Consider the following 26970-nt stretch of genomic DNA (forward strand, 5'->3'; position numbering starts at 1 on the left):
AGCTGATTTTTTAAGTAGAAAGTTTATTCAATTATTACTCTCCGTTTCGTCTAGGTCTTCCTTAAAATATAAGAATGCTTCCTCGTCTAATTCTGATAACCGTTCTTTGTTAAGACCTAACTCAAATGCACCTGTAAAAATAGGTTCCCACCAAGTATCTGTTTCTGTCATGTTCATTTCCTCCTTTAGTGTTCTGTTATCCATTTGATAAGTATATACCCTAACCAGTTTCACAAATAAACTAAAGATCTGAAAGATGAATCAAATATCATGCACCAAAAAGTAAGACTTATAGACTAACGGAGTGGGATCGATAAAAAAATATAACTCTCTACATTAAGAAGTATTCCACATTATGTGTTTCTCATGTATGACACAAAAAAAGAAGTTTTTAATGCATAAATGGAGATTTAATATCCTTTCCCAATTTAGTAACAAGTAGTATGATTCTTTTAAAGGAAGTTATACTTTTAGGAGATGTTTGCATGTATTTTGACTTTCAGCAGTTAGATAAAATGATGAAGGAACATCAAGCTTTTTTTGATACCGGAATAACCAAAACAACTAAATTTCGAATAGATCAATTAACGAAACTAAAAAAGACGATTAAAAAATATGAAAAAGATGTCATACACGCACTTTATCAAGATCTTAGAAAAAGTGAGTTTGAAGCCTATACAACAGAAATTGGTTTAGTGTATGACAATATTGCATTTATGATAAAACATTTAGAAGAATGGATGGAGCCAAAACAAGTAAAAACACCGCTTGCATTAATGCCTTCTAAAAGTTTTATCGTACATGATCCATATGGAACGATTTTAATTATTGCGCCGTTTAACTATCCTTTCCAATTAGTAATGGAGCCATTACTTGGGGCAATAGCTGGAGGAAACTGTGCAGTGATAAAGCCTTCTGAAGCAACGCCACATACAACAAAAATCATACAAAAAATAATTGGGAAAGCTTTTGATCCGACCTATATTCGAGTAGTGGAAGGTGAGAAAGAAGAAACTTCTCTACTAATCCAAGCTCCATTTGATTTTATCTTTTTTACTGGAAGTGTGAAGGTAGGAAAATTAGTCATGAAAGCAGCTGCTGAAAGGCTCACTCCAGTTGCCCTTGAGCTAGGTGGAAAAAGCCCAGCAATTGTTGATCATACAGCTAATTTAGAACTAGCAGCGAAGCGAATTGTTTGGGGAAAATTCGTAAATGCAGGACAAACTTGTATTGCTCCTGATTATGTAGTCGTAGAAGAAACAGTGAAAGAAAAATTTATCGAGCTTTTAAAACAATCTATTGTTCAGTTTTACGGAAAGTCTATCCAAGATAGCCCGGACCTTGGTAGAATTGTGAATACAAATCATTTTAACCGTTTACAAGCAGTTATAGAAAATGAGAAAGAACAAATTATTTTCGGTGGAAGTACAGATTGTACGGATTTATATATAGAACCCACTTTACTTGCAGGAGTAGATTTCACAAGTCCCTCAATGGAAGATGAGTTATTTGGTCCAATATTACCCATCATAGGTTATAACGATCTGCCAGCAATTATTCGTCAAATTCGTAAATTGCCAAAACCACTTGCTGCCTATATGTTTAGTGAGCATGAACGGGCACAACAATACTTTTTGGAGGAACTTCCATTTGGCGGTGGCTGTATAAATGATACGATTTCGCATGCAGGAAGTGCATACTTACCGTTCGGAGGTGTAGCTAATTCTGGGGTTGGAGCGTATCACGGCGAGGCGAGTTTCACTTTATTTACACACCAAAAATCCATTATTAAAAAAAGTACAAAGCTACCCGTAAATGTAGTGTTCCCACCTTATAAAAACAAAGTGAAACTGGTGCGTACTCTTTTGAAATAATAAGAGAAACATCACTTTTACGATAGAAAAGATTTTTGTTACTATAGAAAGAAGACTAGGAGGGAATAGGAAATGTCGTTTACCTTTAACAAAGAAGAAACTGTTACATTATTAAAACAATTAGTGGAAATACCAAGCCCATCCGGATATACACAAGAAATTATGAAGTTTATGGAGAATATATTAAAAGACCTTCAAGTTGCTTATATTCGAACAAATAAAGGAGCGTTAATCGCTACTATTAAAGGAGAAGATGATTCAAAACATCGTCTCTTGACAGCTCATACCGATACACTAGGTGCAATGGTGAAGGAAGTAAAATCAAGCGGAAGATTAAAACTAACAATGGTTGGCGGTTTTAATTGGAATGCGGTCGAAGGTGAATATTGCACGATTCATACAGCAAGTGGTAAAAAAATTCGTGGAACGATTCTTATGCATCAAACAACCGTCCATGTATATAAAAACGCAAGTGCTCTGCCAAGAGATGAACAAAATATTGAAGTGCGAATCGATGAAAAAGTAACAAATGTAGAAGAAACAAGAGCACTTGGCATTGAAGTAGGAGATTTTGTATCATTCGATCCACGCTTCGAGGAAACAGACACAGGTTTTATTAAATCTCGTCATTTAGATGATAAGGCAAGTACAGCACTATTATTACAGCTAATTAAAACATTAAAAGAGAGTAAAGTAGCATTACCACATACAACGCATTTTTATATATCGAATAATGAGGAAATAGGGTATGGTGGGAACTCAAATATTCCTGACCAAACAGTAGAATATATTGCAGTAGATATGGGGGCAATCGGAGATGGTCAAACATCTGACGAATATACTGTATCTATATGTGCGAAGGACTCTTCAGGTCCGTACCATTACGAATTGACGCGACAATTGGTGAGTATGGCACAGCAAGAAAATATTGATTACAAACTAGATATCTATCCTTATTATGGTTCAGATGCGTCAGCTGCAATTCGTGCAGGTTTTGATGTGAAGCATGCGCTATTTGGGCCGGGAATTGAAGCTTCCCATGCATACGAGCGTACACATATAGATTCACTAAAGAATACAGCAGAGCTTCTATACGCATATGTAAACTCAAAAATTTTGTAAGAATCGGCGAAAACCGATTCTTTTTTACTTGTTTTTTTTGCCTTAAATCCATATGATAAATAAGTGAATAAGAAGGAGATATAACAGAATGGATATAAAAACACAAGATGAAATATTAAAAAGAAGAACCTTTGCAATTATTTCTCACCCGGATGCTGGTAAAACAACTATTACGGAAAAGCTTTTATACTTTGGTGGAGCAATTCGTGATGCAGGAACAGTAAAAGGGAAGAAGTCAGGGAAATTTGCAACCTCAGACTGGATGGAAATTGAGAAACAACGTGGTATTTCCGTTACATCATCCGTTATGCAATTCGATTTTAATGATTGCCGGATTAATATATTAGATACACCTGGTCACCAAGATTTCAGTGAAGATACGTATCGTACATTAATGGCTGTCGATAGTGCAGTAATGATTGTGGATGCTGCAAAAGGGATTGAAGCCCAAACATTAAAATTATTTAAAGTTTGTCGTATGCGTGGAATTCCGATTTTCACATTCATTAACAAGCTTGACCGCCAAGGGAAAGAGCCACTAGAGCTAATGGAAGAGTTGGAAGAAGTACTAGGGATTCAGTCTTACGCGATGAACTGGCCAATCGGTATGGGTAAAGAGTTTTTAGGAATCTATGATCGCTATAATAACCGAATCGAACAATTCCGTACGGAAGAAGAGGAACGATTCCTACCTTTAGATGAAGAAGGTGAACTAGCGGTCGATCATTCTATGAAACAAACTTCCTATTATACGCAAGCAATGGAAGACATTATGCTTTTAAATGAGGCAGGAAATGATTTTGATAAAGAAAAAGTACTTGCAGGAGATTTAACGCCAGTATTTTTCGGCAGTGCTTTAACCAATTTCGGGGTCCAAACATTTTTAGAAACATACTTACAATTCGCACCGACACCTCAACCTCGTCACACGAACACTGAAGAAGAGGTGAATCCTTTAAACGAAGAATTCTCTGGCTTCATTTTCAAAATTCAAGCAAATATGAACCCGGCTCACCGAGATCGTATTGCATTCGTTCGAATTGTTTCAGGGAAGTTTGAAAGAGGTATGACAATTACCCTTGCTCGAACAGGAAAAACATTTAAAGTAACGCAATCTACGCAGTTTTTAGCGGATGACCGTGAAACAGTAGAAACAGCTGTAGCGGGAGATATTATCGGCCTCTATGATGTTGGTAACTATCAAATCGGAGATACAGTAGTTGGTGGGAAGAAGGCATTTCAATATGAAGCGCTTCCTCAATTTACACCAGAGTTATTCGTTAAAGTTACCGCGAAAAACGTATTGAAATCTAAGCACTTCCATAAAGGTATTTTACAATTAGTACAAGAAGGTGCGATTCAATATTACAAAACACTGCACACGGAAGAAGTTATTTTAGGAGCAGTTGGACAGCTTCAATTTGAAGTATTTGAGCATCGTATGAAAAACGAATACAACGTAGAAGTTCGCATGGAACCAATTGGATCGAAAGTAGCTCGTTGGATTGAAAACGAAGAAGATGTGAAAGAATCAATGACTGGTCCACGTAGTATGCTTGTAAAAGATCGCTACGACAACTATGTATTCCTTTTTGAAAATGAGTTTGCAACACGCTGGTTCCAAGATAAATATGAGCATATTAAATTGTATAATCTACTTTAAGCAAGAAGACCGCCTTTTTATATGGTGGTCTTTTCTTTTGGAGAATTGTTAGAGAGAGTGTTCAAATCTTAAGATAGAAATCTTGAATCGGAAGATAGATATTTCGAATCGCAAGATAGACATCAAGAATCGCAAGATAGCCATCTCAAATCGCAAGATCCACCCCTCGAATCGCAAGATGATTCTAAATCGCAAAATAGATTCCAGAAATCGCAAGATCGCTTTCAAGAATCGCAAGATCCATCCCCAGAATCACAAGATAGACAGTTCAAATCGCAAGATCCACCCCTCGAATCGCAAAATGATTTCCAATCGCAAAGTAGACTCCCGAAATCGCAAGATAGCCCTCAAGAATCGCAAGATAGACATCTCAAATCGCAAGATCCACCCCTCAAATCGCAAGATGATTTCAAATCGCAAATAGACTCCCGAAATCGCAAGATAGCCCTCAAGAATCGCAAGATAGACAGTTCAAATCGCAAGATCCCTTTCAAGAGTCACAAGATAGACAGTTCAAATCACAAGATCCACCCCTCATATCGCAAGATCCATCTTTCACACAGCATTCCTCATTATTTTTCTCCATATTAAATTTGAACTCTTTCCGCCTAAAGCATATGATAGTATTAGCAAAAGAGAAGGTGGACCCAACGATGAACATAAGTAATTTCTCTATAAAAAGGCCGGTATTTACAACGGTCATCATGTTTTTAATCATCATTTTAGGCGGAGTTTCATTTTTTAAAATACCAATTACGCTCATTCCAGACTTAAATCCTCCAGTAGCGGTTGTAGTAGCGAGTTATCCTGGGGCAAGTCCAGTAGAAGTGAATGAAAAGATAACAAAGCCACTAGAATCTTCTTTGAGTACGTTGCCCGGGATTAAATCCATAAGAAGTACTTCTCAGGAAGGTGCTAATTTTATATTACTGGAATTTGAATGGTCCACCGATATGGATGACGTTGAACTAGATGTGATGCAACGACTAGATATGACGGTATTACCGGAAGATGCGATCAAACCACAGTTTATAAAATTTGATCCCTCCCAGTTTCCAGTAATTCAACTCGCATTAAGTGGATCGAGTACATCTGAAGATATTCGCTTAGTAGCTGAAAAGCTGGAAAAGGATCTTGTAAGTACGGAAGGTGTAGCGAGTGTTAATGTCTCTGGTTCGATAGTTGAAGAAGTGCAAATTCAACTGAACCAGCAAAAGTTAGAAGAAAAAGGACTCACCCAAGCGGATATTGTGCAATTAATTCAAGCAAATAATATATCGCTTCCTGGAAATCCAATCGAAACTGCAGATAAAAAATACCTTACTACTCGAATTGTTAGTACACTTACAACAGTGGAAGACATTAAAAATCTCGTTATCACAGTCAACCCATTGGATGGTAATAAAATAACGATTGCAGATGTTGCTACTGTAGAGCTAGCTGAACAAGAACAGAATTCAGATACAAGGGCGAATGATGAACCAGCCGTTTTACTTTCCGTTTTTCAAGAATCAGGGGCAAATACAGCCAGTGTTTCGAAAGCATTTCAACAAGCATTGGACGAGCAGCTTGCGAAAGAAGCTTATAAAGATATAAAAGCAAATATACTATTTGATCAAGGAGACTATGTAAAAGCAGCCATCGACAATATTGGGACAAGCCTTATATCAGGTGCAGTGTTAGCAATGCTTGTTCTATTCGTCTTTTTGAAAGGTATTAAAAGCCCTATTATTATTGGAATTGCTATTCCATATTCGGTTATTGTCACTTTTGTTCTAATTTATTTTGCAGGATTCTCTTTGAACATTATGACATTAGGCGCACTAGCGCTCGGCATTGGTATGCTAGTGGATAATTCTATTGTCGTAATAGAAAATATTGAAAGGCATTTAGGTCTAGGAAAAAATCCAAAAGAAGCAGCTTCGATCGGAACAAAAGAAGTTGCCGGTGCAATTATTGCTTCGACATTAACAACGGTTGCAGTTTTTGTACCAGTATTATTTTTATCCGGTCTGATTGGTCAAATTTTTACAGAGTTTGCTTTAACCATTTCGTTTAGTTTATTTGCATCGCTAATAGTTGCATTAACGGTAGTTCCTATGATGGCGAGTAGAATGTTGAAGAAGCCAAGAGGAAATATTGAAGCAAAAAGACGTCGGTCAAAGTCGTATAACAATTTCGAGCGATCGGTCAGATGGGCTTTATCTCATCGTTTAATAATCCTTTCTATTACGGCTGTTTTATTAGTCATTTCTACGATTGGTTTATTCCGTGTTGGTACAGAATTTTTACCTGTGACGGATGAAGGGTTTGTAACGATTGCTGTAAGGCTAGAAAATGGCGCTGCATTAGCGGCAACAGACGAAGTAGTAAAGAAAATAGAACAGCAATTGCAAAAAGAAGAGGACGTAGAAGTGTACGTAAGCTTTGTCGGAGGCACTCAAGAAGGGCAGTCCAGAGGAACATCCATGTCCAATCGGGCAGAAATATATGTGAAAATGATTCCTTTAGAAAAAAGAGAGCGTTCTATTTTCACCTTTGTTGATGAAGTACAGCCTAAAGTAAAAGAGATAGCTGGAGAAAATGTAGAAGTGAACTTTAATATGCAAACTGCTGCAGGTTCAGCACCAAATTCAATCTCTTTCACCGTATCTTCTGTAGACAACGAACAGCTTAATAAATCAGTGCATGCAATTATCGATGAAGTAGAAAAAATGCCAGGTGTTATCAGCTTTAGAAATGATTTAACAGAGACTATTGAAGAAGTACAAATTACTGTAAAGCGAGAAGCTGCATTAGAATATGGATTTGCGCCAGTTCAAATAGCTCAAACCGTCAATAACGTTACAAGAGGAGCATTTGCTACGCAAATTATTTCGGAGCAAGAAGATGTGTATGGGGTTTATGTTCAATATGATGAAGCTTTTAGAAACAGTGTTGACCAATTGAAACAATTAAAACTAAGAACTCCTTCAGGTCTTTATATTACGTTGCAAGATGTGGCGGATGTTGAAATTGCAGAAGGACCTTTAACGATACGAAGAGTGGATCAAGCAGGAGCGGTAACTTTTACGATTAAGTATGAGTCAACTTATTCGTTAGGTGCTATGTCCGATATGGTCGATGAAGCAATTGACAAAGCTGCATTAGAAGACAATGTAAGTGTCTCTTTTGGTGGAGATAGAGAGTTGTTGGATAATGCGAAAAATGATATGATTTTGGCTGTTTTATTAGCAGTTGTGCTTGTGTATATTGTGATGGCAGCACAATTTGAATCTTATAAATATCCATTTGTCATTATGTTTACAGTACCTCTTATTACTATTGGTATATTTATCGGTTTATTCACAACGGCTACTCCGATTAGTATTTCAGCGGTAATTGGAATTCTTATCCTAGTTGGTATTGTTGTAAATAACGGAATTGTCTTGGTAGACTATATTAATCAGCGGAAAGAGCAAGGTATGAGTTCGTATGAAGCGATTACAACATCGGTAAAAGACCGAGTGCGACCTATATTGATGACTGCACTCACAACTATTCTAGGTCTAGTACCACTCGCTTTAGGAATAGGAGAAGGAACGGAAATTAATCAGCCAATGGGTATTACTGTGATCGGTGGTCTGATCAGTTCAACATTTTTAACGTTATATGTTGTACCGGTAATTTACAGTTTATTTGATAAAGAAACGAGAAAAAAAGCTTCATCCCACAGAGCGAAAAGTAGTCATTAAATTACTTTTACACCTTAGGTTTCTATGTATGAGCGCTTTTGTTCACAACAATTGTATAGTGTAAAATTGTGTATCAACAGAAGTGACCTTACAATTAAGTAATATATGTTTACAAATGGTAAAACAGCCAGTATAATTAGTATCATAATAGAATACACTTTTGACGTATGTCAAAGGGGAGTAGCTATAGGGAAACCTATTTCATAGTCGTCATTACATGGCTTTTGCCATCGGTTATGATAGCAATTATTAATTTTGCTTAGCAAGACCTTTGCCTTTTTTTAGGCAAGGGTCTTTTTATTTGCAAAAAAGGAGGATATTGATGGATTTAGGAATTTTGTTGGAGTATGGTTGGGTATTACTTGTACTAGTCGGTTTAGAGGGGTTACTTGCAGCTGACAATGCAGTCGTAATGGCTGTAATGGTAAAACATTTACCAAAGGATAAACAGAAAAAAGCATTATTTTATGGATTACTCGGTGCCTTTGTATTTAGATTTTTAGCTTTGTTTATGATCACGTTTTTAGTGAACATTTGGCAAGTGCAAGCAATCGGAGCAGCTTACTTGTTATTTATCTCCATTAAGCATATTTATGATCAGCGGAAGGGTGGAGACGAAGAGGAATCCGATGATTTGGAAGATGCGGTTCAAAGAAAAGAGAAAAAAGGTTCTGGTTTCTGGATGACTGTTTTAAAAGTAGAGCTAGCGGATATCGCTTTCGCTATTGACTCTATGCTTGCAGCCGTTGCTATTGCCGTTACGTTACCACATGTTAGTAATTATGATATTGGTGGTATTAACGCAGGTCAATTCGCGGTTATGTTCTTTGGTGGTGTAATTGGACTTATTATTATGCGATTTGCTGCACATAAATTTGTTCAATTATTAGAAAAATATCCTACGCTGGAAACAGCTGCATTTTTAATCGTTGGTTGGGTAGGGGTTAAACTTGCGGTATTAACACTTTCACATCCAGGCGTTGGCGTATTAGATGAGCATTTCCCACATTCGACACCTTGGAGTATCGTATTCTGGACTGTATTATTTGTTATTGCTATTGGTGGTTATCTACTAGGGGTAGCAAAATATAAAAACGTTGAAGCAAAGAAATAATATGTAAAGCATAAAAAGATAGTTTTAACTATCTTTTTATGCTTTTTTTTTTTACAATGAGTTAACAGGAATGTCTGAAAGGAACTAATATGTATGAAACAATCATCCCAACTAAAACTGAAATCTAAATTTACTCCCGCACAAGCAATCGTGACCTATTATTTTATCGCCATTGCAGTTTCCGTCATTTTGCTCAGTTTACCTGGGGTACATAAGCCAGGAGTAGAAGTAGACTTCATAGATAGTTTATTTACGGCTGTAAGTGCAGTTAGTGTTACCGGTCTAACAACTATTGATATTTCAGAAACGTACAGCGTGTTCGGATATGTGATGATTATATTCATTTTACAGCTTGGCGGCATTGGAATTATGTCATTGGGAACCTTTATATGGCTTATTTCTGGTAAAAAAATTGGCTTAAGAGAACGACAACTTATAATGGTCGACCACAACCAGTCAACTATGTCGGGTGTCGTGCACCTAATAAGGGAAATAATAAAGATTCTGTTGTTAATTCAGTTGATTGGTGCAATCTTGTTAACTTTATATTTTACACAGTATTACGATTCATTTAAGCAAGCGATGATGCAAGGAATTTTTACTTCTGTTTCCGCCACTACTAATGCGGGATTCGATATTACAGGCCATTCATTAGTGCCATATCATAATGATTATTTTATCCAAATTATAACTAGTTTTTTAATCGTTTTCGGTGCAATTGGATTTCCTGTTTTAATAGAAGTAAAAACATTTTTAAAGAATAAAAATAAAAACTTTCGTTTTTCTCTTTTTACGAAACTTACTACGATTACATATGGTATTCTTCTGCTATTTGGAACAGTGATGATTTTTTTACTTGAAATGTTCAATTCCTTTAAAGAGATGCCTTGGCATGAAAAAATTTTTACGGCTTTTTTTCACTCCGTTTCAACAAGATCTGCTGGACTAACGACGATGGATATAACGCTATTTAACGAGGGAACGGAATTTTTAATGAGTGTTCTGATGTTTATCGGAGCTTCTCCAAGTTCTGTAGGTGGAGGAATACGTACAACGACCTTTGCCGTGGCCTTATTGTTTTTGATCAATTTTTCAAGAGGAAAAGACAGTCTACAAGTTTTTAACCGAGAAATACATTTGATTGATGTCTTTCGAGCCTTTGCGGTAATTATACTTGCATTAATAATGGTTTTTGCAGCAACTATTTTACTTTCTGTTACAGAACCAGAAATACCAGTTACCATGCTAATTTTTGAAATTACTTCTGCTTTTGGAACATGCGGAATGACGCTTGGAGTTACAACTGAGTTGTCGGATATAGGAAAAATAACGATGATGGTTCTAATGTTTATAGGGCGTGTGGGCATGCTTTCTTTCTTGTTTTCACTGGGGGGAAAAAGCAATAAAACCAAATATCATTATCCAAAAGAACGAGTAATTATTGGTTAAAAAAACAACCGAGCAAACAGTCCCTTAATGGACTGCTTTGCTCGGTTGTTTTAGTTCTATCATTGAAAAATGAGGAGTTTCTCCTTTACCAAAAGTAGTGAGTAAATAACCTTCTTTTTCTTTTATAATTCCATCTTCATAAGCGTCTACACAAATAGAAATGGGAGTAATAAATGTCTGTTTATATAATTCGCGCTCATTAAGTCCGAATGCAACAAACTCTTCTCCTGCAATCGAAGGATTCTCCGCTAGCTGTTTATAGATCGAAGATTGTTCTTCTTTATCGATATCATTTTTCCACCAAGGTTTACGCGGTTGGAATTTTTGTTTCGATAAATAATCGAGTTTCATTACACTTTGAATAGTTGGCAATGAAATATCTTCTAGTCCCTCTAAAAATGAAAATATACGAGTATATAAATCTTCTAGCTGATGACCAATTTTCGACCAGTTTCTTTCTTCCCAAAAAGTACCGAATCGTTGGAAAAAGTCAAATGGCGTTTCGAAGATATGAGCAAATAAATATTCAAGTGTATGATCCATTCTATGTGCATTCCAATATTTTTCGAGTACATCTTCTACTTGTTTAATACGAAGAATATCATCAAACGTTAACACATTATTGGAAAAAATCTCATAAGGTGCTTGATCGACATATACATAGCCGTATTTTTCAGCCTCTACACGCAATCCAGTTCCGCGTAGTAATTTTAGGAAACCAAGCTGTAGCTCTTCAGGTCGCATATCAAAAACTTCGTTAAATGTATTTCTAAACGACTGGTAATCCTCTTCTGGTAATCCAGCAATTAAATCTAAATGCTGATCAATTTTCCCGCCGCTCTTCACCATCGTTACGGTACGCTGAAGTTTTTCAAAGTTTTGTCTTCGTTTTACTAGTTCATTTGTTAAATCATTGGTAGATTGAACTCCAATCTCAAAGCGGAAAAGTCCGGCAGGTGCATGATCATTTAAAAATTGGATAACTTCAGGTCGCATAATATCTGCAGTTATTTCAAACTGAAAAACAACGCCAGGTAGATGTTCATCAATGAGAAATTGGAACATTTCCATTGCATAGCTTCTACTAATATTAAACGTTCTATCGACAAACTTAATCGTTTTAGCACCATTTGCCATTAAGAAACGAATATCCTCCTTCACTTTATCTCGATTGAAATATCGAACGCCTACTTCTATTGAAGATAAGCAGAATTGGCATGAAAATGGACACCCACGGCTCGTCTCGATATAAACAACTCGCTTTGATAAGTTTGGAAGATCTTCTGTAAAGCGAAAAGGAGAAGGAGAATCTCGTAAATCTAATTTTGGTGGTAGCGGATTTAGCATAAATTTGTCGTCTTGCACATAAGCTACACCAGGAACATCATTTAGTGTTTGCTTACCATGTAAGAAGTTTAACAACTCTTTAAATGCATGTTCGCCTTCACCTACAATAATATAATCTATTTCTTTCACTTGACGTAGCCATACATTCGTATCGTATGAAACTTCGGGGCCGCCTAAAATGATTTGGATAGAGGGGTCTATAGCTTTTAATGTTTTAATAACTTTTATCGTCTCTTCGATATTCCAGATGTAACAACTAAATCCAACTATATTAGGCTTCTTTTGATATAGATCTGCAACGATATTAAATGTCGGATCCTTAATCGTGTATTCGACTAATAGGGGGGAATACTCTGGTTCAGCATAAGCTTTTAAACAGCGTAATGCTAAATTTGTATGGATGAATTTTGCATTCAACGTAGTTAATATTATATTCATTGTTCATAACTCCTTCTGTAGTATAATCATTGTATCAGTGAAAATCGATGTCGACAATATAGGAAAAAAGTATCATATCAAAATTATAAGTGATATGGAATAATCAGAATTAATAAACACTTTTTGGTTTGTATTTATTATATAGTATTAATCTTTTGGGAGTAATACATTCGCAATGAGAGGTTTGGTGAAGTTTGTGCCTGTGGAGTATGAGTATAGACAAAAATTTGAACATATATTTCAGTTTTTTTCGAATGGTCTCCTTTTAATCGATGAAGAAGGAATAGTACTAGAAATGAATACGCAAATGGAAGAAATACTACAAATAAATAAGAATGAAGTAATCGGCTCTCATGCCGTTAAAATTATGGATTTGTTTGTAAATTCATATGAAAGTAACAAAGAATTCATTGCAAAAGTACTGCGATTTGGTGAAGCGGAACTTTGCACGGAAATACTCACTTTTTTAGGAGATTTAAAATATATATATGTAAAAGTATCCAAGCAAGAAGACTCTAATATATACCTTGTAGAGATTCACGACGAATCAGAAAAGATTCAAATGAAAAAACGCTTAAATCATACCGAATCATTAAGCACCATAGGCCAGTTAGCTGCAAGCATTGCGCATGAAATTCGTAATCCAATGACATCCTTAAAAGGATTTACCCAATTATTACACCAAACGACAAATGAGGATGGAAAAAGATATTTAGCCGTCATTAACGAAGAAATAAAGCGAATGGAAGAAATTTTGACCGAGTTTTTAGAAGTGTCAAAACCAACAAATAATAAATTTAATTCTTTTGATATAAAAGAACTTATATTGGAAGTCGCTAATTTCATGGCGCCACAAGCACTAATGAAAAATATAGAATTAATCATTTCACTAACACCAGAAAGTAAATTCAAATTTTTAGGTGATCGAAATTTAATGAAGCAAGTTTTTATGAATTCGATCAAAAATGCCATTGAAGCTATGCCAAAGGGCGGCAATATTTTTATTACCATTTCAAATATCGGGATGAAGGACGTTTGTATTGAGATAAAAGACCAAGGCCAAGGTATAGAAGCAGACAAAATAGATAAGATATTTGATCCTTTTTTTACGACGAAGTCAGAAGGGACAGGACTTGGGTTGTCTCATAGTATCCAAGTGATCAAATCCCATGGTGGTACAATTGAAGTGATGAGCGAAGTAGAAGTAGGAACAAGCTTTAAATTTATACTCCCATTGCAAAAAGAAATATAAACCTATTTTGACAAGATTATAGGATAACCTATATAATGAAAGCTAATGTCAATTTTATAGGTGAGGATGACTAAGAATGACAAATGAACAACCGAACAATGCACTAAAGCTATTTGTAGTATTGTCTCGTGCCCATAAAGTAATCCACGAATGTACGAATCAATTTTTTCAAGAAAATGGATTAAATCCGACAGAATTCGCGGTTTTAGAGCTACTTTATCATAAAGGAAAACAACCACTTCAACAGATTGGTAATAAGATTTTGCTAGCAAGTGGCTCCATTACTTATGTAGTAGATAAATTAGAAGGACGAGGGTATATTAACCGAGTTTCTAGTCCCACAGACCGACGAGTTACATTTGCTGAAATCACAGATGAAGGTACTGCATTTATGGACGAACTTTTTCCAAGACATGAGCAACAATTACAACAATTGATGGATGTTTTATCCGAAGAAGAAAAGGCTCATATGATAGAACTCCTAAAAAAATTAGGATTATCTATTAAAAACCTTTCTTAGTAAAATAAAACTTCGAGCCCAATTGAGGGCTCGAAGTTTTATTTTGCTTGTATAGTAGAAGCCATTTTTACAAAGTTCTGAACTGCTGGTACTTCGGTTGTATCAAACACAGTGAGTTTGACCAGTAAACCTTCTCGTTCAAATGTATAGCCATAAACTTTTCCTTCAGGTGTATCTATTTGATAAGCATTCATATTTTCAATAGATTCGTTTGTTGGGATTAGGCTTTGATCAGTGATTTCTTCTAATGTTCCATTATCGTTAGAAGCTTGTACTGTATCCGTTAAATTTTTGGTAATATCCTCAATCTTTGCATCCTCTTTGCTAAATGTCTCTATTCGCATTGATTGTTGATCATTTTCTTGATTGAATAATAAATCTTTATTTGGTTCTTCAGCTGTTAGTTCAAAACCTTCTATCACTGTAAGTGTATAGTTTTGTGTTTCACTTTCTGTTTGTGTTCCTTCAAGCTCTTCTGTAGGTAAAGCGATACTTTCAGTTTCTCCTTCAGCCTGAGTGGATTCTTCAACGTTTCCTGTTTCTCCTTCTGCAGGAGTTGTTTCCTCGGTAGTTGCGGTATCATCCGTTGGCGTTACCGGTTCTGCACTTTCGTTGACGGTGTCAGTTCCACAAGCGGCAAGTAAGATTGTCAATAAAAGAATGGATAGTAACGTATAGATTTTTTTCACGTTGATTCAGCTCCTTTTTTAAATAGACGTTTTAGTTGGAATAATGTTTCTTCTTCAAGTAAATGGGATTACTAGAAAAAGTAGTACTAGCATGATGATATGAGCTAAGATGATTAATGGCATACTTTTTTTCCATTCGTATAAAAAACCGAACACTAGACCGACGACAAAGGCCGCCAGTATGCCTAACCAAAAACCGCTAAAAACAAAAGAAAGGCCAAATAGTGCTGCACCTACTATAATTGCGAACACCGGAGGAAGATATTTTTTCAATTGTTGCTGTATATATCCTCTCCAGAAAAGCTCTTCACCTGGTGCTATGATAAATAAAAGTAGCAAGTAATGCCATATGGACGATGGCCCAAATTTATTTACAAAAGAATTGATACTTTTGGTGGACATAAATGGAGCAAGGTCAACCAATTTAAAACCAATGAATAAGAGGGCATATGTGAGCGCTCCGAAAGCTATACTAAGAATAAAATAATGAAATGTCTTTAATTCATCTTCTATTTTAATGGAATAATAAGCGAGTGACATAAGAAATAACGCAGTAAAGGTATAGAAGTACCAGAATACTTTCTCATTTGAAAAGGTTAGCCAAGCAAAAGCATAAGCCAAAACAAGGGGAATTATTAATCGTGTAATTGGTATTTGACGAAACATATAAAGCACATCCTAACTATAATTCAAAAACGCCGTTCTTCTGTATTCTGAGAGGAACGGCATGACGTTTAATCTTCATTACTATATAATATTTTATAGCGCTTGTGATTAATCACAGTTTTCTCTTCCATTTCTAGCTCATTAAAATTTTCCATGAAAGTTAAATTGACTATAACAGAATTCTCATTAACTTTCTCAACTATTCCTTGTAAACCATCTTTAAACTCAACAACATTACCAACTTCAGCTATTTTCATAGATTGTTCCATCCCCTTTTAGAACTTATTAGTATACAGTTTGCCCTAAAATAAGGAGTACGTAAAGTATTTTAACCAAAAGTATTGAAAGTATACACGATTTGACATCAGAAAGGAACGGTTTATATGCATTCATACGAGGAAAAATTGAATATGTTACAAAGCGGTGACATCGACACGTTAGAAATCTCCAAAGAGGACTATTTAGCATTTCGAGAAGTATTAGTCAAAAGAGAGGACTTCAAACATTTTTCTGGGGAGGCAAAGCAAGGCGGGAAGATAATTTATACGTATTTACAGGTCGCTAGAAGCTAAAGGTTTAGATTTAATAAACAAAAGGTATATTGTAAAAAAATATATGTTTTGTAAAGGGGTACTTAAGGATGGTAGAGACAATTTTAAAAAAAGTAGAGTTTACAAGAGAAAAAATGATACAAGTCGCTTTGGAAAAAGGAGTTTCCCACAAAGAAACGATTGAACTTAGTGAAAAGCTCGATAAACTACTAAATGAATATGAAACAGAAGAAAAACTAAAATAGCTCACTTAGGGAGAAATGTGGATGCAAAATATAAAGCTATTACAACAAGAATTGAATAAAGCGATTGTTGGTAGAGAAAAGGAAATTGACTTCATGCTTATGGGGTTATTACTCGAGGGGCATGTTCTTTTAGAAAGTGTGCCTGGTTCAGGAAAAACAATGATGGCAAAAGCTTTTGCGGAGGCAATACAAGGGGAGTTCAAACGATTACAATTTACACCGGATGTATTGCCTTCTGATGTAACTGGCATTAGTTTTTTTCATCCGCAGCAACAATCGTTTGTCCTTCGAGTAGGACCGGTTATGAGTAATATACTGCTTGCTGACGAAATTAATCGTGCAACTCCAAGGACGCAGTCTAGCCTACTAGAAGCGATGGAAGAAAAACAAGTATCGATTGATGGGGAGACGATTAAACTGCCGTCACCTTTTATGGTCATTGCTACTCAAAATCCCGTAGAATCTCAGCAAGGAACATTTCCACTGCCTGCTGCTCAATTAGACCGTTTTTTATTTAAGTTATCGATTGGTTATCCAACAATTGCAGAGGAAAAAATGATTTTACAGCAATTTGGACGATCACCGGGAGAAGTACACTTGCAAAAGGTCGTTACGCTAGAGCAAATTGGAAAATGGTCGGAACAGGTCAAAGAGGTAGCCGTGCATGATGACATTTTGACTTATATAATTCAAATTGTACATAGCACTAGAAATCATCCGTACATAGAACTCGGTCTAAGCAGCCGAGCATCACTGGCGCTTCTTCAGGCAGCTAAAGCAAGTGCATTTATGAAAGGTCGGATGTACGTTATTCCGGATGACGTTAAGAGCGTAATAGAGCCTGTATGTCTACACCGAATGAAACTATCCACAGAAGGAATGTTAATTCATGACATTGCAGAAGTGATGAAAGAACTTTTAAAGACAATTGAAGCACCTGTTGAGGCAAATAGTCGATGAACTGGCTTCGAAGGGATTTTGGAACGAATAATACAAAAAACTATGTCCAAATTTTAACTGTTGTCTTAATAGCTAGTTTCTTGTTTAAGCAATATATACTTTTTGCTGTTTTTTCATTCTTACTAATTATTGATTGGTTAAATTTGTATTATTACCGGCATGTTGGCGAAAAGCTAGAACTAGTCAATGAAAAAAAGAGAGTACGTTTACTGAAGCATACAACATCTAATTTGGTACTCACTTTCCAAAACAAAGGGCTACCTATCTGGAATGCAACTCTTTTAATATCTTTCCAAACTAGTATAGCTCCAAATGGAATCGAGCATAGAACTACAGCTGGTTTTCACGAAGTAAAATTGCCCTTTTCTATTGGTTTTAAGAAGCAAGTAACTGTTAAGATTCCAATTGAGGGAGTTCATAGAGGACTTGCTAAGATCAAACAATTGGAAATTCAAATCCCGCATCCATTTACAGATGGATCCGTTACGCTCGAATTTAAACCGATGATCTTAACGGATGCAATAGTATATCCGCAAATTCATAAAGTAAATGAAGAGCTTACCCCCTCTAAGTTAAAAGAAGGCTTTTTGGAATTGAATTCATCCTTATATGAAGATCCCTTTTTTCCGATAGGTACAAGAGAGTACACACCAGGAGACCAATTCCATCATATACACTGGAAGGCTAGCGCTAAATCGCAACAGCTCCAAACTAAAATATTTACTAAAGTAGCAAATGTCTCTATTTTATTTATTGTAAATGTGAAGAAGAGACATGGGGTAGTGATAGATTATGAAGAAAAAATTGAGTGGCTGGCTTCTCGATTAGAGGAATGCTATAAAAATGATATCCCTTATTCTTTTGCAATTAATGTAAGAACATATGGTAAATTTCCTTTAGTTTATTTGCCTTTAGGTAGTGGAGATATTCATCGAAAGCAAGCATTAGAACTTCTTGCTATTTTGTCTCGGGCAGATAATTTAATACCTTTTGAAAAGGTTCTTGCCTATATAGATACAAATGTAGAGTTACCCGTAACAGTATATGTTATGACACATCATGTAGAAAAGTATTTGCCCTTACTAAACCGTTTAGAAAAGCGTACAAACGTTTTATATGAAACCGGTATCATTTCGGAGGGAGTCTTATAATGCATAATTCACCCTTTACTATTAAGATTCAAGCCCAATCATTTGGAAACTATTTGCGAGATACTTGGTTTGTAGCATTACTGTTTGTATTGATACAAAATGAAACGACGGTAGATTTACCTCTTATATGGATTTTACTGCAATTAATTGTCGCAATAGTTAGCTTATTCGCTTTCGGAAAAACTGGTCCGAATAGGATCTTCCCTTTTGTTATTCCTTTTTTTATTCTATTACCTTTGTTTTTATTTAATTCTTCCATATGGCTATTTTTAGGAAGTATTGTTTTTTCCGCATGGCGCATACATGTAAGATTTAATACGCGACAAGAGGAACAAACAATGGATAGTCCATTTACACTTTATTATTTTTTTACTTTTTTAGGAGTCCACTTTGTCAGTTTTCTTTTAGGCTACGAGGGATACCAATTTCTCCTCTACGCAGTGTTTCTCATCGGAGTAGCGCTTTTTGTTGGTGTTCGATTATTCGCTATTTCTATGAACGCAAACTCTCAAAATATTATAAAAAAAACGAAACTATTTAGCATTTACCTGCTTAGCATGTTTGGCGTTTTCAGTCTATCCGCTGTGATTTATCTTTTAGTGCCATTTTTTCGGAAAGTAGTCGATCAGTTATTTGAGATGGTTATCCGTGTGGCACTCATTCCTTTTGCCCCTTTAATAGGATATTTAGAAAATTTTATTAAAGGATTACCAGTACAAGAGGAAAAAGAGAGCATACGGATACCAGCTGAGGTGCTAGCAGAAATAGAGCAAAAGGAGCTTACAACGAAAGAATCGCTTATAAATTTTCCATTTGAATGGATTTTTATTGGATTAACTATTGTTGCAATTCTCTTTGTTATTCGATATTTATTAAAAAATAAACAAATGCATTTAAATGCAGAGTTACAAAATATACAGTATGAAAATAAACAAATAAATGATGCAGAAGATAAAGAAACAACGCATCATAGCTCTTTATATCAAGTAGAAACTTCTTTTTTACGAGAGAAATACGCACAGTTTGAAATAGAAGCACATGCACATGACTATATTAGAAATAAAAGCGAAACTGTTAGAGAGTGGTTTGAAGGTCAACAATGGAAAGTAGATACCACATTTTTTCAAACTTACGAAGAAATAAGATATGGTAGCAAGACAATTAGCTCTGAAAAGGCAGCTTTGTTCGTTGAAAACTTAGAATCGATAAAAAAAGAAAAATTTTTTAAAAAAGATGTTTAATAAATGGAGAAACGGGCATAGTAATAAAGAACACAGCAACATTCTCATTTCCCCCTTTTTAAAGGATCATCCAAAAGCTATTTGGATGGTCCTCTTTTTTTGGTACACTAGAGGTATGAAAATATGATTTGGGGGTAATGACATGGGAGAAAAATTAAAAACTGGATTTATCGGTACGGGTGTAATGGGGAAAAGCTTGGTTAAGCATTTACTAAATGCTGGCCATGAAGTAGTTATTTATACGAGAACAAAGGAAAAAGCAAATGAACTTATTTCACTTGGAGCTTCTTGGGTGGAGCGTGCGAGTGACGTAGCAAGTAATACGCAATTAGTATTTACAATGGTAGGGTATCCGCATGATGTGGAAGAGATATATTTTGGAGAAGAAGGCATTTTTGCTGCGGACAATAGAAATTTAGTGATCATCGATTTGACGACATCTACTCCAACTCTCGCTCAAAAAATAGATGTGACTGCAAGAGAAAAAGGAATGCATGCCCTTGATGCACCGGTTTCCGGAGGAGATATTGGGGCACAATTAGGGAAATTATCGATTATGTGTGGTGGAGAGAAAGAAACTTTTGAGAAAGTTTTGCCTATACTAAACCTTTTTGGAGAAACGATTTTATATCAAGGTGCCGCAGGGGCGGGACAGCACACAAAAATGTGTAACCAAATAACGATTGCAACTGGAATGATAGGGGTTTGTGAAGCATTAGCTTACGGTCAAAAAGCTGGACTCGATTTAGAACAAGTGTTACTTTCTATTTCAACTGGTGCAGCTGGTTCTTGGTCTTTAAGCAATTTGGCGCCTCGCATGATAGCAGGTAATTTCGAACCTGGTTTCTATATTAAACATTTTGTAAAAGATATGAAAATAGCGTTAGAAGAAGCAGAAAAAATGAATTTACAACTTCCAGGTCTACAACTTGCAAAATCTATGTATGACGAACTTGTTGCAAAAGGCTATGAAGAAAATGGGACACAAGCACTTATAAAATCGTACGAATGAAATAGGAACTATTAACTACTTTATGATACAATCGATCTATAGTAGTGTTAATAGAGAGGACGAATCATATGAATGATCATAAAGGAATATTGCTAGAAAGCGGTACGAATGAGCTAGAAATAGTAGAATTTCAAGTTGGCTCTAGCAAATTCGGAATTAATGTTATTAAAGTAAAAGAAATAATACAACCAATTCCGGTTACATTTATCCCGCATGCACATCCACATGTGGAGGGAATTGTACAATTACGAGGAGAAGTGCTGCCTGTAGTAAGCATGGCTAAGGTGCTTGGTCTCCCGGAATTAAACAAAAAGGACCAAGAAAAATATATAGTAACTGAATTTAACAAGCAACGAGTAGTATTCCATGTGGATAATGTGACGCAAATTCACCGAATCTCTTGGGAGCAAATTGAAAAGCCAAGTGATATTTATCAAGGTGGTACTTCTCATGTCATCGGAGTCATTAAACGCGGAGATGAAATGGTTCTATTACTAGATTACGAGCGGATAATTGTAGACATAAGTCCAGGATCAGGGATAAGTATTGAATCAGTCAAAAAGCTTGGCGAACGAGAGCGTTCCAATAAAAAAATCGTTATTGCAGAGGATTCACCATTACTTCGCAAGCTATTACATGACACATTGCATGAAGCGGGCTATGTTAACCTAGATTTTTTTGAAAACGGAAAAGATGCATTAGCCTACTTAGAAAGCTTAGAAAAAGAGTCTTCCAATATCGCGGAACAAGTGCAAATAGTGGTGACAGATATTGAAATGCCCCAAATGGATGGACATGCATTAACTCGCAAAATAAAAGAAAATAGAAATTTAGCTAAACTTCCAGTCCTCATTTTCTCGAGCCTCATAACCGATGACCTTCGTCATAAAGGCGATCAAGTAGGGGCAGAAGATCAAATTAGTAAACCGGAAATTGCAGAATTAGTTTTAAAGATAGATCAATATATTTTATAAATCTATATAAGATAAGACGCCTCCTGTTGGATAAGCAGGAAGCGTCTTTTTTTGGTTAATTGAAAGTAGTATAGAGAGGGACAGAGCTAGTTGGAGCAACACTGAATTTCATAGGGACCAAAAAATGCGAAAGAGTTGTGGGTTTATCGCATCTCTTTCGCATTAAGAAGTTACGGGAATGGTGTAGAATTCTTTCTGTCTAAAGCATTCCGTATACATTTAAGCATCATATAGCTAGTGACTTGTTTTATCCCGTAAAAGCCCGATGAAATGATCCCAGACTAAGTACGCAACATCGTGTTGCTCCTGCGCAAAGCTCGTCGCAAAATAAAAGAGCGTTTGCAACGTCTGTGTGACCCACATCGTGTGGGTCACAACTAACAATCAGTGGGGATGACGGGGACTAAAAGCGCGACGTCCCCACTAGCACGTCCTGTGCGTCGAAAAACCTCCACTGATTGAGTTTCACTGTATATTTAATTATGTCTTTTGGACACATAGAACATTAAGAATCTAAGTATGATTTCATTGTTTGTTTTCTTCGATTGGTTTGTCTTGCATATGATTGCGTGCATAATGTAGGTTGATTAGAGGGATTCTTCAACGTAGATTGAGGTCCAATGTAATCAGTAAGTACTTGTTTTGCCATTTTTAAATTCATCTTCCTTATAGGATTTCTATAAGTATCATCTAGATGTCCAAGATGCGGCAATTGTTTAAAGTCCTCTTTTGTTGGGATCATATGAAAGTAGTAGTCTGCACATTGAATTAATACGGAGGATTGCTGTTGGCTATTCCTTGGATTTCGAACAAAATGTAGACCCATCTTTTGTGCTCTGTCTTCTTCCAGCATTTTATCAATAGCTAGTTTTTTTAACAGGTATAACGGCTTTTTATCAATGGCAGTTTTGGCATGGCGATTGACTGTATAAATTGCTGTCGCTATTCGTTCATCTTCTGTGCTGGTTGTCATAAGATCCTCCCTCAATATATTTTATATTTAGTATATCATACCAATTTCCAATTAAATTGTATACACAAATTAAAAAAGCAATATTTGGTGCTGGACTAAAGATATGCTCAATAATGTCGATAATATAAGGTGAAGAACTGTTTCATTCTAGCTAGTTATGATTCAAATTGGAGGATTCCATGGACAACTCAGTAAAACCAAAACTTATGATGAATCATTATATAGGTGATCTAATGGATGAAAATCCACTACCTTTTATTTTATTAGAAAGACAAAGCGAAAAAAAATTATCTGTAATCTATGTTAATCACGCTGCAGCAAGCTTTTTTGAAAATACAAGTAGCGAACCACAACATTTTTTTTCAGCAGAAGTGTGGACTCAGTTACATGTACTATTAAATAGCTTGGAAATCGAGAAAAAGACTCTACATACTAGTTTGAACCTTACATTGCAAAATCAATTATATTCAGTAGGTATTTCTATTTGTTCCTTACAAAATAAAGATAAAACATTTTATGGATTAACAATGCACGATAATAAAAGTGATTTAGTTGAAAATCAAGCCTTAGTAGATATAAAGGAAAAATATTTGTCCCTGTTAAATCATAATACCGATTCCGTTTTTTTAATAAATGAAAGAGGAATAATTCAATATGCAAACGCCGTTACACGAAAGGTGTTAGGATACGACCTAGATAAACTTCTGTATCAACCGATTGAACAATTTATCGAGAGTAATTCGCTAAGTAATTTTCAGCTTATGATCAAGCAAACATTGAGTGGCTATCCAACTGAATTGCAAAAATGTTCTTTTAAGCATGTGAACGGTCATTATGTAAACGTATACTTAAAAGCAATTCCTATTCACGACCAAGGGAATGTAAAAGAATTTCATCTAGTGCTAAGAGATCTGTCAATAAGTGCAAATGATAAAGATCAATTATATTATTTGGCATATCATGATCATTTAACTGGCTTATGGAATCGACGTGCGTTAAAAGAGCATTTGCGTGATAATTTAATCGACGCTATTAATAAAAAAACTCAAATAGCTATTATGCGAATTGATTTGGATCGTTTTAAACTGATAAATGAATCACTTGGCTATAATCATGGCGATGATTTACTAAAGAAAATAGCAGATAGATTAAGTCTTTTTATTAATAAATCATCTAACCTGTATCGACAAAGTGGCGATGAGTTTGTATTTATTTTGAAAGATAAAAGCCGTGAAGAGACAAGTAGTTTTGCTGAAAATCTATTGAGTGAATTGTCCAAACCCATTTATCTAGATCATCAAGAATATTTTGTGACTGCTTCTATCGGTATTTCTATGTATCCGATTGATGGAAAGAATTTAGATGAATTGCTTATTAAAGCAGATCAAGCTTTGTTTGTGGCAAAAGATAGAGGAAGGGCACATTTCCGTTATTTTCAGGAACAGATGAATTTATCGTTTCCAAATGAAGCTTTAATGGAATCTCATTTAAGAAGAGCTATTGAAAAAGAAGAATTGTCCATACATTATCAGCCACAAGTAAATTTAGCTACTGGAGAGATCAACTCCTTTGAAGCATTGTTACGCTGGAATAATCGAAAATTTGGCTATGTGTCACCGATGAATTTTATCCCGCTTGCTGAAGAGTCAGGGATAATTATGCAAATTGGCGATTGGGTTTTAGATGAAGTATGTAAGCAATTAGAATACTGGCAGCAAAAGGGTTATCGTCCAGTGCGGATTGCTGTTAATATTTCACCTAAACAATTTAAACAAGAAAATTTTGCGATTAAAATTCGTGAAAAAATAGATAAACATGGGATTACTCCAGATTCATTAGAGGTAGAAATTACCGAAAGTGCTATGACAGATATGCAAGATACTTTTGCCATGCTAAAAGAATTAAAGGATATTGGAGTCGTTATTTCGATAGATGACTTTGGAACAGGTTATTCTTCCCTTAGCTATTTAAAAAAGTATCCTATCGACATTATTAAAATTGATCAGTCGTTTATAAAGGATATGGAGCTGGATGAAAAAAATGCGGCTATCGCCACGACAATCATCCAACTAGCCCATAGTTTAGGTATGGAGGTTATAGCAGAAGGCGTAGAGAAGGACCAACAGGTCGAAATATTAAAATCGGCCAATTGCCAAAAAGCTCAAGGTTACTTTTTTAGTCGTCCAGTACCGATAGATGACATTAACCAATCCTATATGACAACTACCCAACCGTAAATTGTACTTTAAATTTACGGTTTTTTTTGTGTTTTAGGAAGCTTAGCTTTTACCAAATGACAAGTAGTTGATGCTTTTGTTACTTGGAGTATAGGGAAACTGTGCGGTAAAGCTTTATTAGGTGTCCACCGTGATTTTCGCTACATTCGGACGCTTTCCGTGGGGTGAGCGATGAGCCATCCCCTCCGCTTTGGGCGTCGTTGGAATGGCTCATTTTGCTCAGGCGGAGGAACAAAGGCTAAAGAACGCCACATCGTGTGGCAACGCCTTAGAAACCAACATCCTGTTGGCCTCGGCAGGAGTCGACGCCTGAAGCGAAAATCAATGGTAATTGCTTACTTATCAGAATCCGTCATTACCACTAAATAGTTGAGTGAGACAATATCCACTATGAAACACGACAAAACTTATTTCGAAAACGACAAAGCTACCACTGAACGCGACAAAGTTAGCAAGTGGAAGCCTTATGGAAAATAATCACCGTTAGTGCTCTATTATTATTGCCATCTCACTCCAAGTTAACTTGTTTTAGGAAAATTGGTTGCTCTCAGGGGTCATTTGGTTGCTGTAAGACTGCAACTTGTTGCTCTTAACATTCGTTTGATTGCTCTTAGACTAGAGTTAGTTGCTTTCGAGATTTTTTGATTGCCCTTAGCCATTTATTGGATATACTTATTCTGTCACTACTTTATTGGAGGGATTTAGTGCGGCGGCGCGAGACTCCTGTGGGAAAGCGAGACAGGCGAGACCCTGCAGTCGCTCGCGACGAAGCGGCTCGTCACTCGCCCGCGGAAAGCGATGAGCCACCGTGCTAAATCCCAGCGGTCAATTCCTTCAAACTTACTAAGTCACTGTTTCCCTAGACTGCGAAAAAAGCGGTTAGAACCTAGTTACAGAAATCATAGTCATCAAGTTACATTGATCTTCATTACCAGCAGTGACATCAGTGGAATGCCACAGTATTGTTTTACTAATCCATTTTGATAATCAGAATTTTTTAGTACATTGAAAAGAATGGCTGATATGAAATGTCTAGTCATTTCACACAAAAAATAAAAAATAAATGTAAGCGATTCCATAGTTTTTTTATCCATTCATATGCTATCATAGTTTCATAGGGTATGTTTTCTTAAAACGAAAACAGACAAAGGAGTAGAATGCTATGATAGTCGCAAACAGTAAAGATTTTTTACAAATTCCAATAGAGGAATATATTATTTCAGCAGAAAAAGTAGCACATGTACAACTAGGTAATAACGCAGAACATGCATTATTAGTATTAACTAAAACTGGGTATTCTTCTATACCAGTTCTAGACGTGAAATACAGACTACATGGATTAATAAGCTCACAACAAATCACCGATGAAATTTTAGGACTTGAACATATTGAATATGAACGATTACCTGAACTAAAAGTTGACGATATAATGAAAACAGACGTAGCGGTTATTCACATAAAAGAAAAATTTCAAAAAGGATTAGATTTGTTAGTGAATAATCCTTATATATGCGTAATAGATGACGAGCGAACTTTTTTAGGGATCTTAACAAGAAGAGTCATCTTAAAACAAATGAAAAAGTATTTATACCAAACACAAGAAACTCAAGTATAATTATGTAAAAGTAGTGAAGGCCTCTTATAATGAAGGGCCTTCTTTTGTGCGCTTGGCAGCGCTTTTCTCTAACGGGTGAAAGTCCCTAACATGCCGTAGTGGCGGAAGTGTATAGCTGACTGGTAGTGCGGGTATCGCGAGAT

Annotated in this window: 23 protein-coding genes; 17 read left to right on the forward strand and 6 right to left on the reverse strand. The window is 35.9% G+C overall.

The window, feature by feature from the left end:
• Nucleotides 1-27 precede the first annotated feature (27 nt).
• Nucleotides 28-171 (reverse strand): hypothetical protein, encoded by a 144-nt coding sequence (locus tag ACIP9W_RS05370; RefSeq protein ID WP_170206441.1) that lies wholly within the window; start codon nucleotides 169-171, stop codon nucleotides 28-30.
• A 314-nt stretch (nucleotides 172-485) separates the two neighbouring features.
• On the opposite strand from ACIP9W_RS05370, the gene ACIP9W_RS05375 reads away from it, so the two are divergent.
• The 6 genes from ACIP9W_RS05375 (at nucleotide 486) to ACIP9W_RS05400 (ending at nucleotide 10956) form a co-directional block, all read left to right on the forward strand.
• Nucleotides 486-1874, forward strand: a complete 1389-nt coding sequence (locus ACIP9W_RS05375; protein ID WP_400786816.1) for an aldehyde dehydrogenase — start codon at nucleotides 486-488, stop codon at nucleotides 1872-1874.
• 72 nt (nucleotides 1875-1946) lie between these two features.
• Nucleotides 1947-2996: a M42 family metallopeptidase gene (locus ACIP9W_RS05380; RefSeq protein WP_400786818.1), complete on the forward strand. Its 1050-nt coding sequence runs from the start codon at nucleotides 1947-1949 to the stop codon at nucleotides 2994-2996.
• Between the two features lie 88 nt (nucleotides 2997-3084).
• On the forward strand, nucleotides 3085-4659 hold the full coding sequence (locus ACIP9W_RS05385; RefSeq protein ID WP_400786820.1) for a peptide chain release factor 3: 1575 nt from the start codon (nucleotides 3085-3087) through the stop codon (nucleotides 4657-4659).
• A 653-nt stretch (nucleotides 4660-5312) separates the two neighbouring features.
• Nucleotides 5313-8393: an efflux RND transporter permease subunit gene (locus ACIP9W_RS05390; RefSeq protein WP_400786821.1), complete on the forward strand. Its 3081-nt coding sequence runs from the start codon at nucleotides 5313-5315 to the stop codon at nucleotides 8391-8393.
• A gap of 322 nt (nucleotides 8394-8715) precedes the next feature.
• Nucleotides 8716-9507 carry a TerC family protein gene (locus ACIP9W_RS05395; RefSeq protein WP_400786823.1) on the forward strand — a complete coding sequence of 264 codons (792 nt, stop codon included), beginning with the start codon at nucleotides 8716-8718 and terminating at the stop codon, nucleotides 9505-9507.
• A gap of 93 nt (nucleotides 9508-9600) precedes the next feature.
• Nucleotides 9601-10956, forward strand: a complete 1356-nt coding sequence (locus tag ACIP9W_RS05400; RefSeq protein ID WP_400786825.1) for a TrkH family potassium uptake protein — start codon at nucleotides 9601-9603, stop codon at nucleotides 10954-10956.
• 24 nt (nucleotides 10957-10980) lie between these two features.
• Here the strand turns inward: ACIP9W_RS05400 and ACIP9W_RS05405 are convergent, their stop codons facing one another.
• Nucleotides 10981-12741 (reverse strand): B12-binding domain-containing radical SAM protein, encoded by a 1761-nt coding sequence (locus ACIP9W_RS05405; protein ID WP_400786827.1) that lies wholly within the window; start codon nucleotides 12739-12741, stop codon nucleotides 10981-10983.
• A gap of 187 nt (nucleotides 12742-12928) precedes the next feature.
• Between ACIP9W_RS05405 and ACIP9W_RS05410 the strand changes: the two genes are divergently transcribed.
• Complete coding sequence (locus tag ACIP9W_RS05410) at nucleotides 12929-13993, forward strand: ATP-binding protein (protein WP_400786829.1); 1065 nt, start codon at nucleotides 12929-12931, stop codon at nucleotides 13991-13993.
• Between the two features lie 76 nt (nucleotides 13994-14069).
• Nucleotides 14070-14513: a MarR family winged helix-turn-helix transcriptional regulator gene (locus tag ACIP9W_RS05415; protein WP_400786831.1), complete on the forward strand. Its 444-nt coding sequence runs from the start codon at nucleotides 14070-14072 to the stop codon at nucleotides 14511-14513.
• 38 nt (nucleotides 14514-14551) lie between these two features.
• Here the strand turns inward: ACIP9W_RS05415 and ACIP9W_RS05420 are convergent, their stop codons facing one another.
• From ACIP9W_RS05420 to ACIP9W_RS05430, 3 genes are all read right to left on the reverse strand, one after another.
• Nucleotides 14552-15202, reverse strand: a complete 651-nt coding sequence (locus ACIP9W_RS05420) for a hypothetical protein (protein WP_400786833.1) — start codon at nucleotides 15200-15202, stop codon at nucleotides 14552-14554.
• A gap of 54 nt (nucleotides 15203-15256) precedes the next feature.
• Entirely contained in the window at nucleotides 15257-15868 is a 612-nt protein-coding gene (locus ACIP9W_RS05425) for a CPBP family intramembrane glutamic endopeptidase (RefSeq protein WP_400786835.1), read from the reverse strand.
• Nucleotides 15869-15936: 68 nt separating this feature from the next.
• Nucleotides 15937-16125: a YkvS family protein gene (locus tag ACIP9W_RS05430; protein ID WP_093264291.1), complete on the reverse strand. Its 189-nt coding sequence runs from the start codon at nucleotides 16123-16125 to the stop codon at nucleotides 15937-15939.
• Between the two features lie 126 nt (nucleotides 16126-16251).
• Between ACIP9W_RS05430 and ACIP9W_RS05435 the strand changes: the two genes are divergently transcribed.
• The 7 genes from ACIP9W_RS05435 to ACIP9W_RS05465 all read left to right on the forward strand — a co-directional run bounded on the left by ACIP9W_RS05435 (nucleotide 16252) and on the right by ACIP9W_RS05465 (nucleotide 22002).
• Nucleotides 16252-16440, forward strand: coding sequence for a hypothetical protein (locus tag ACIP9W_RS05435; protein WP_282245948.1), 189 nt, complete (start codon nucleotides 16252-16254; stop codon nucleotides 16438-16440).
• Nucleotides 16441-16508: 68 nt separating this feature from the next.
• Nucleotides 16509-16664, forward strand: a complete 156-nt coding sequence (locus tag ACIP9W_RS05440) for an aspartyl-phosphate phosphatase Spo0E family protein (RefSeq protein WP_282245946.1) — start codon at nucleotides 16509-16511, stop codon at nucleotides 16662-16664.
• 21 nt (nucleotides 16665-16685) lie between these two features.
• Nucleotides 16686-17624 carry an AAA family ATPase gene (locus ACIP9W_RS05445; protein WP_400786838.1) on the forward strand — a complete coding sequence of 313 codons (939 nt, stop codon included), beginning with the start codon at nucleotides 16686-16688 and terminating at the stop codon, nucleotides 17622-17624.
• On the forward strand, nucleotides 17621-18775 hold the full coding sequence (locus tag ACIP9W_RS05450; RefSeq protein WP_400786840.1) for a DUF58 domain-containing protein: 1155 nt from the start codon (nucleotides 17621-17623) through the stop codon (nucleotides 18773-18775). The genes ACIP9W_RS05445 and ACIP9W_RS05450 overlap by 4 nt, the downstream gene beginning before the upstream one ends.
• Nucleotides 18775-20016, forward strand: a complete 1242-nt coding sequence (locus ACIP9W_RS05455; protein WP_400786843.1) for a hypothetical protein — start codon at nucleotides 18775-18777, stop codon at nucleotides 20014-20016. The genes ACIP9W_RS05450 and ACIP9W_RS05455 overlap by 1 nt, the downstream gene beginning before the upstream one ends.
• A 142-nt stretch (nucleotides 20017-20158) precedes the next feature.
• The gene (locus ACIP9W_RS05460; protein ID WP_400786846.1) at nucleotides 20159-21028 is read left to right on the forward strand and encodes an NAD(P)-dependent oxidoreductase; all 870 of its coding nucleotides are present in this window, start codon (nucleotides 20159-20161) and stop codon (nucleotides 21026-21028) included.
• Nucleotides 21029-21096: 68 nt separating this feature from the next.
• Nucleotides 21097-22002, forward strand: a complete 906-nt coding sequence (locus ACIP9W_RS05465; protein ID WP_400786848.1) for a chemotaxis protein — start codon at nucleotides 21097-21099, stop codon at nucleotides 22000-22002.
• A 505-nt stretch (nucleotides 22003-22507) separates the two neighbouring features.
• On the opposite strand, the gene ACIP9W_RS05470 is transcribed toward ACIP9W_RS05465, so the two are convergent.
• Nucleotides 22508-22975: a YkyB family protein gene (locus tag ACIP9W_RS05470; protein ID WP_282245932.1), complete on the reverse strand. Its 468-nt coding sequence runs from the start codon at nucleotides 22973-22975 to the stop codon at nucleotides 22508-22510.
• A gap of 179 nt (nucleotides 22976-23154) precedes the next feature.
• On the opposite strand from ACIP9W_RS05470, the gene ACIP9W_RS05475 reads away from it, so the two are divergent.
• Both ACIP9W_RS05475 and cbpB read left to right on the forward strand, forming a co-directional pair.
• A complete protein-coding gene (locus ACIP9W_RS05475) occupies nucleotides 23155-25212 on the forward strand; it encodes an EAL domain-containing protein (RefSeq protein WP_400786851.1) in 2058 nt (685 codons plus the stop codon).
• A 1162-nt stretch (nucleotides 25213-26374) separates the two neighbouring features.
• Complete coding sequence (gene cbpB, locus ACIP9W_RS05480; protein WP_142537563.1) at nucleotides 26375-26827, forward strand: cyclic-di-AMP-binding protein CbpB; 453 nt, start codon at nucleotides 26375-26377, stop codon at nucleotides 26825-26827.
• The last annotated feature ends 143 nt before the right edge of the window (nucleotides 26828-26970 follow it).

This window comes from Psychrobacillus sp. NPDC093180 (assembly GCF_044754065.1).
Taxonomy (GTDB): Bacteria; Bacillota; Bacilli; order Bacillales_A; family Planococcaceae; genus Psychrobacillus.